General features: G+C 47.0%; 2 protein-coding genes. One reads left to right on the top strand and one right to left on the bottom strand.

Annotated features, from left to right (window positions below; translation table 11 throughout):
- The coding region (locus tag R7R24_RS24795; RefSeq protein WP_318119746.1) for an FAD-binding protein at positions 1-714 on the top strand (714 nt) is incomplete at its 5' end.
- Between the two features lie 18 nt (positions 715-732).
- Here the strand turns inward: R7R24_RS24795 and R7R24_RS24790 are convergent.
- A partial coding sequence (locus R7R24_RS24790) for a protein YgfX (protein ID WP_318119745.1) occupies positions 733-1,084 on the bottom strand: 352 nt, incomplete at its 5' end.

Genomic DNA, 1,084 nt, shown 5'->3' with positions numbered 1-1,084 from the left:
TTGGGTGCAGACTGCATGTATCTCGACATCAGTCATAAACCAGCGGACTTTATCACCAAGCACTTCCCCACCATTTACTCGCGCTTGATGGACTTGGGCATTGATATGACCAAAGAGCCTATTCCAATCGTACCAGCTGCGCACTATACCTGTGGCGGCGTGATGGTGGATCAAAACGGTCATACGGATTTGAAAAATCTATACGCGATTGGCGAAGTGAGCTACACCGGCTTGCATGGTGCTAACCGTATGGCATCGAACTCACTGTTGGAATGTGTGGTTTATGCGTGGTCTGCTGCAAAAGATATTCTGAAACATCACACCAGCGTTGAGCTGCCTTCACGTGTCCCATGTTGGGATGAAAGCCAAGTCACCAACAGTGATGAAGAAGTTATTATTCAACACAACTGGCACGAACTTCGCCTGTTCATGTGGGACTACATGGGCATTGTGCGTACCGATAAGCGCTTAGAACGTGCATTGCGCCGCATTCAACTGCTACAACAAGAAACGCATGAGTACTACAGTAACTTCCGCGTATCTAATAACTTGTTGGAGCTGCGTAATCTACTGCAAGTTGCAGAGCTTATGGTTCGCTGTGCAATGCAGCGTAAAGAGAGCCGCGGCCTGCACTACACGCTTGATTACCCAAATCAACTGGAAAACAGCGGCCCGACAATTCTGGTACCAGCAAAGCAGTTAACCGATAATTAATATCGAATGTAACGCTTATCAACAGGGAGCTTTGGCTCCCTGTTTCATTTTCCATTGACGCAAAATCAAGGAAAGTTGCCGATAGCACCGTTCATCACAACTGTCTCGCCAAATCGTCACCATTTCACCCGACTCTAGCGTAAAGGAGAGTTTAAAAGGCAGCGTCGTCAGGTTGACGTGTTTGATATGCGAATTATTCGTTTCATTTTTTACCGTGCCGTCGCTGTGCACATACCAATGCCCTTGACTCGACAAAAGGACAAAGCCTGGATCACGTAGCTTGCTAGCAATCAGTAATAACAAATAAGTCGATAATACGAGCGGAATGTCGGAAAGAGACACGGCCCAAGTCAAGCTTAAGAAAACGGTC

This window comes from Vibrio sp. 704, assembly GCF_033339295.1.
The sequence above is the reverse complement of the archived record's forward strand: the minus strand, read 5'-3'. Positions and strand labels throughout refer to the sequence as shown.